This is a genomic window from Bacillus cereus group sp. BfR-BA-01356 (assembly GCF_022663635.1).
GTDB lineage: Bacteria > Bacillota > Bacilli > Bacillales > Bacillaceae_G > Bacillus_A > Bacillus_A cereus.
This window is the reverse complement of the sequence record NZ_JAKUFX010000013.1, coordinates 78,772-84,778: the sequence shown is the minus strand read 5'-3', so window position 1 is coordinate 84,778 and position 6,007 is coordinate 78,772. Positions and strand designations below refer to the sequence as shown.

Genomic DNA, 6,007 nt, shown 5'->3' with positions numbered 1-6,007 from the left:
GACCTGTCATGATGTTAATAATGAAACGAAAGAAAAAAAAGATTTAAAATGGTGGCAACTCTCACTTATTGGGATTGGTTGTACGATAGGGACGGGCTTTTTTTTAGGATCCAGTATAGGAATTAAAATAGGTGGTTCTTCAATTATTCTTATTCTTATTTTAACTGGATTCACTACATATATTGTATTTGAAGCATTGGCAAAAATGGCTGTAGAAGATCCGCAAAAAGGATCTTTTCGCATTTATTCAAGAAAAGCTTTTGGAAATTGGGCGGGTTTTAGTCACGGATGGACATATTGGTGTTCTGAGCTACTTATTATGGGCAGCCAGTTAAGTGCGTTAGGAATCTTTTCACGTTACTGGTTCCCTAAAATACCATTATGGATATTTGCTGCTATATACGGAGTAACGGCTATATTAATTATTTTTATAGGGGTAAAGATATTTGAACGTTTAGAAAAGTGGATGGCTATTATAAAAATTGCTGCTATTATGGGGTTTATTGTAATTGCTATTTTAGTTATTTTAGGATTTATAAAGGGTGGTTTATATAAAGCACAAATTCCGCGGAATTTTAAAGACTGGTTTCCAAATGGATTAAAAGGTACTTGGTCTTCTCTTATTTATGCATTTTATGCATTTGGGGGGATAGAAATTATGGGGCTAATGACAATAAGACTAAAAGACCCTAAAGATGCAAAAAAATCAGGAAGAGTAATGTTAATGGTTTTAACGATTATTTACGTAGTCTCTTTAGGATTGGCAATTATGATGGTTCCATTAAACCAGTTTAATACGAAAGAAAGTCCTTTTGTAATAGCGTTACAAGATTATAATTTGCCGTATGTGCCATTTATTTTAAATGTAGTATTAATTTTAGCGGGTTTTTCAACATTAGTTGGTTCATTATTTGCGGTTACAAGTGTATTAATGAACTTAGCTGAAGAGGGCGATGCACCTGCAATGTTTGCTAAAAAAAATAAAAAAAACATCTCTTTTCCAGCCTTAATTCTTATTATAATTGGACTTGGTGCTTCTATCCTTAGTGCTGTATTCCTACCAAAAAATATATATGAATATGTAACAACTGCAGCTGGATTAATGTTGTTATATACATGGAGTTTAATTCTTCTTTCATTTTGGAAATTAATGAATCCAAAAGGTTGGATGCAGATGAAAAGTATTATTGGTCTTATTATGATTGCATTAGCTGTTAGTGGAACATTATTGCAAAAAACAACCCGTTTTGGTTTCCTAGTGAGTTTGTTGTTTTTAGGAATAGTTATTATTGTTACTATAATTGTTCATTTTGTCTCAAGAAAAAGAAATACAGCTATATGAAGTATCTTTCTTTTCACAATAGGAATAGTATGTCAGAATTAAATAATAGAAGTTATTGAAAAATAATTTGGTAAGTTTGAAAACCAAAATATAATCCATAAATAATAAGTGATATGCCAGATACTACCGTTATAAGAGACAATATACGAGCATTCAAAATTTTACGAAATACACTAGATGTACTTGCCATCGTAATATCCCATATGAAAATACCTAAAATAGTACCAAAGCTATATAACAAAAGCTGCTCTTTATTATAGGAAGAAGCGGCTTTTGCTAATATCGAGCCGAAAATTCCAAGCCAAAATAGGATTGTTAATGGATTAGATAAAGACATAAAGAAACCAGAAAAGAAGCTTTTAATAATTGAATCATCATTTCTAGTATTACTAATGTTAATTTGATTTGCGTTTTTTAAACTTTCGATGCCTGTATAGATTAAAACAAAAGCTCCGAAAGACCATAAGAAAAGTTTTATAATATCTTTTTCAAGGAAATGAATTACACCTAAATAAATAAGTGCCATGTAGATAACATCTGCAAGTAAGGCTCCTATGCCGAGAATCCAAGCGTGAAAAAACCCACTCCTAATACCTTTTTCTAGCTGTGCAGCATTTATAGGTCCCATTGGAGCAGATAATGATAAACCTAAGAAAACATAGCTTAAAAATATGCCCACGTATAACATACTCCTCCCACTAAAATTGATCTATATTAAATCTATTCAGTGGTTAAAGTTTGTACAACTAAATAATAAATATTTTATTAAACGTAGGCGGTTTTAAATCAATAACATTCAACTAATTAGTAGGAAGCGAAAATGGATTACTTATTTTTATGCAAGTGTTTTATTATTCGAGAAAACGGACACTTGGATGGAATTGTTTCATCATCACGTAAAAAATATTGCTGCCATTCATAATTATCTTTTTCACCATAATCTTTAAGAGAGGGATGAATAGGAGCTTTGTCATAAGCGGCTAAACGTTGCCGTATTAAGTTTTTTAGTTTTCGACTGCGGTTCTCAGAATTCATAATTTCCTGTAAAACCCATCTAGGGGTTAAAGCAAGCATCATACATGAAAAATGCCTACTTTGTCTATTGACATGGGCAGGTGTAGCGCAGTAAACAAAATATGATTCATTATGAAAGCAAAATTCCCAAGTATTCTCCATAGGGTCATTTGGAATGTGCGTAGGCCATTCCATCTCGTCCAAACGATTAGTTGTATTAAGTAGAGACCAATAAATATGTTCAAAATCTTCAACTGTAGTTTCGCGCATTAAATCTATTGGTGTATGAATAAAAACAATAAGTGAGGCGTATTGACCTGTGTCTCTAGAACATTCAGTGTATTCTTTAAGTAATGCAGCAAAATCTTTGCTAGTATTCGTATCTCTGGGATCACCAATGAATCCGTACCGGAGGTGATTTGTTGTAAAGCCGTGTTGAGCAGGGATACAAGGGAAAAGTTTATGTTTATCTGTCATTTTTAATTTGAAAGCTCGGAAAGCTTCTTGTTGCCAATGTGGAAGGTTAGTAATGTTTTGTTGTAAAGAGTCTTTATCATAAAGCATAGTCATCTTTTTATCCCTCCTAATCCATAATATATAACCTATTAACTATTTAGGAATAGGTGACTAACACGGATAAAATCATTTTTTTAATTTATTAAAATAAAATGATTTTATAAAAAATTTCCTGTAATGTAGTTACTTTAATAGGTGATTTCTAATAATGTATAAATTTAAGTAACTATAAAATTTGAAAAAAATATATAAGGAATATGTAGGTACAATGTTCACATTTGTATTTTCTAACTAGTATGGTTTATAACGAAACAAGAAAGGATGTACTATGATGGGGATTTTTAAGGAAGAAAAGATTAAATTTATAGATTGTAAAGGCGAAGAAGTTATTTTGAAAATCAAAATTAAGGATATAAAAAAGTAGGGAAGAGGAATTAGGGCTATTTTATTGCAATTAACATAGAACAATGGAAAGGAATCATAAATTAGGTTGAAATGAATTCATGTAGTATAGGCCCTTTTAGAATTTTTTTGCATAATGTAGCATGAATGAATATTAAGGGGGAACATCTATGTCTTATCCTAATCAGTTAGCTTGGCATGAAACATTGGATTTACATGAATTAGTAGCATTCCAAGCGAACGGCTTAATTAAATTAAAAAAGTCAGTTAGAAATGTACCTGATCAAGTACTTCAATCGTTATATATTAAAGCTATAAATGTCATCCAAAACAATCTACAAGAGTTAGTACAATTTTATCCTTATGCTCCTGGATTTCAATCACAGCATCGCGATGACACTGGATTTTACGCTGGAGATTTGCTTGGATTAGCAAAGACCTCTGTTCGAAATTATGCAATAGCTATTACTGAAACTGCAACGCCGCGACTTAGAGAAGTTTTGACTCGTCAAATAAATGGTGCTATACAATTACATGCACAGGTTTTTAACTTTATGTATGAACGTGGTTACTATCCAGCTTATGATTTAAAGCAACTATTAAAAAATGATGTGCAGAATGTGCAAAAGGCAATACAAATGCAATACTAAAATGAAGGTATGGAAATTATCTTTAGAGAAGAACTATAGTTTATATATAGAGGGTCAAATAGTTAAGACTAAATGGTAATTTCCATTGTTAACAAATTGATTAAATTCTACAAATATAAATTCATTCTAAAATATTTAAGAAATTATACTAAGGCTATTTTAGAATGCGTGAACCCATATTTAAGAACTTTTTAGAGAATTATTTTCTAAATAAAAATAGATGTTCTTATAATATGGGTTGATACTTGGTAAAAAAGTTATTATTGGGTAACTCGTGAACTAGAATTTTAAGTACAAGCTATAAAGGTTGTTTATACATGTTTTAAACAGGAGAGTCATTCATTTGGGATTAACTTTGTTTAGTTTTCATTTGAAAAATAGACAAAAAATAAAAAAATAGAAACAAAATATATAAATTCCAAACACTTGGAATTGTAGATATTCCGAAATAGATTCCTCCAGGTAATAACCAAATACTACAAATTAAAATCAAAATATTTTCTCTTTTAACTATTGAAATGGTCGCCCAAAAAGAGGGAAGTAATAACATGAAAAGAACAGTGATGAAAAATTCTTTATTAGATAGTTGACCACTATACGGATTAAAATATAGAAATAATAGCGAAAATAAAAAGATACTTATAGATGAAATCAATCCAACATAAACATGTATATTGTTTTTCATAATTAAGATTCTCCCCTCAATAACAATCTACTTATAATTCTATTTTTCAAACACAGATTTTATGAAATTTCTATAAATAAAAAAGCAGTTAGCAAAAGCTAACTGCAGCGAGAAAATTACATCCATGAATTTAAGGAGTATAACTTTTTCATGGGTTAAGTATAGTATGAACAAGAATTTGAAATTTATTCAACTCTTAGCTATAAAGCAAGAATTAAAGAACGTAACCGTCATATTGGCCACTTCTCTTCAGCTTATGAAAAATTGTATTTGAAGAAAATAGGCTTTAGGTGAAGAATATGGCACAAAAATGATCGAATTTTTTATAAAAGGATGATTCCATTATATATAGAAGAAGCGTGTTTTGATTAATCTTTTTTCAATACAAGCTTTTTCTATTTGTTCTTTTACCAAGGGTTATTAAGTTAATTTAAAACAATGTTCTCTAAAAATAATGCTTTCTGGCAATATTATGGTTCAAATTGTGGCGGACTTATAGAATTCTATTTAGTAAAATATTTCCTCGTATAGCATCATTATTGAGTCCTGATTCCATGCGTTTGAAGTTAAGATATATTGAAAAGATCTTATTAAGATTTCTTGTCAATTTCTCATTAGTTTTCAGTTTATTCGGAATTTAGAATTTTTAATTTTACAGTTCAGTAAAATAGTGGGTTTGAAGGTGCTGAAAAACGTCTGCAGGACAATAATTATAGGGATAGGGGAAAATATCGTGTGTGCATTGCAAAACATAACGGAAAATCAAAAACATGAACGGAAGGGTAAACAGGATTGTAGCATATGTAATTCCCCTTGAATGAATTCACGTATAGATCCTCATCTAAACGAAAAAATTTCGCATATAACTTCATTTATGTTTAAAGTTTAAAAGCTCACCATAGATGATTTATAGAGAATGCAATTATAAATGCAAGAAAATCTAATTTAAAATTGAAAATTCGTTCTATTTTGGTTAGATATGGAATAAATGAATTTTATTTCTCAATATTCACTGTATGTCACTTTTTTGTTTTTTTCTATATGATATTGGAAAAAGTATGCTTAATTTTATAACATAAACCCCCTACAAAATTATTACTCTACAAATTAATTTCTTAAAGAAAACTTCTTGTGAATATGTTACTAACTACATAAAGTGTAATATTAACAGAATTATTACCAAAGTATTAGGTTTTCAGAATAAAAATGAGTGCTCAAAATATCATTGAAATCCAGGAATAGAAATCGTAATTAAAATTTTTTGTTTTCTGTCAGGTATGTAAATCACTTTAGCTACTTTATGGGTAATTTCATGTGTTTTTTCTTTTGCTTAAGTTTATGAAATAGGAGTATTAACGCTAAATATTGTAGCTAAGAGTATGTAAAGCATAGAAAATA

The 6,007-nt window shown here is 29.8% G+C and carries 4 protein-coding genes; 2 read left to right on the top strand and 2 right to left on the bottom strand.

Annotated features, from left to right (window positions below):
- On the top strand, nucleotides 1–1,342 hold a 1,342-nt coding region (locus MR168_RS07465; protein ID WP_242291221.1), incomplete at its 5' end, for an amino acid permease.
- Between the two features lie 52 nt (nucleotides 1,343–1,394).
- Here MR168_RS07465 and MR168_RS07460 read toward each other — a convergent pair.
- Nucleotides 1,395–2,021, bottom strand: coding sequence for a LysE family transporter (locus tag MR168_RS07460; RefSeq protein ID WP_229172693.1), 627 nt, complete (start codon nucleotides 2,019–2,021; stop codon nucleotides 1,395–1,397).
- Between the two features lie 146 nt (nucleotides 2,022–2,167).
- Nucleotides 2,168–2,926 (bottom strand): YqcI/YcgG family protein, encoded by a 759-nt coding sequence (locus tag MR168_RS07455; protein ID WP_153578886.1) that lies wholly within the window; start codon nucleotides 2,924–2,926, stop codon nucleotides 2,168–2,170.
- 518 nt (nucleotides 2,927–3,444) lie between these two features.
- Here MR168_RS07455 and cotF point away from each other — a divergent pair.
- Nucleotides 3,445–3,924, top strand: coding sequence for a spore coat protein CotF (gene cotF / locus MR168_RS07450; RefSeq protein ID WP_153578885.1), 480 nt, complete (start codon nucleotides 3,445–3,447; stop codon nucleotides 3,922–3,924).
- Nucleotides 3,925–6,007: the final 2,083 nt, after the last annotated feature.

Coding starts and splice junctions, on each gene's coding strand:
- MR168_RS07455 (WP_153578886.1), bottom strand. CDS start 2,926: ATGACTATGCTTTATGATAAAGACTCTTTACAACAAAACATTACTAAC.
- cotF (WP_153578885.1), top strand. CDS start 3,445: ATGTCTTATCCTAATCAGTTAGCTTGGCATGAAACATTGGATTTACAT.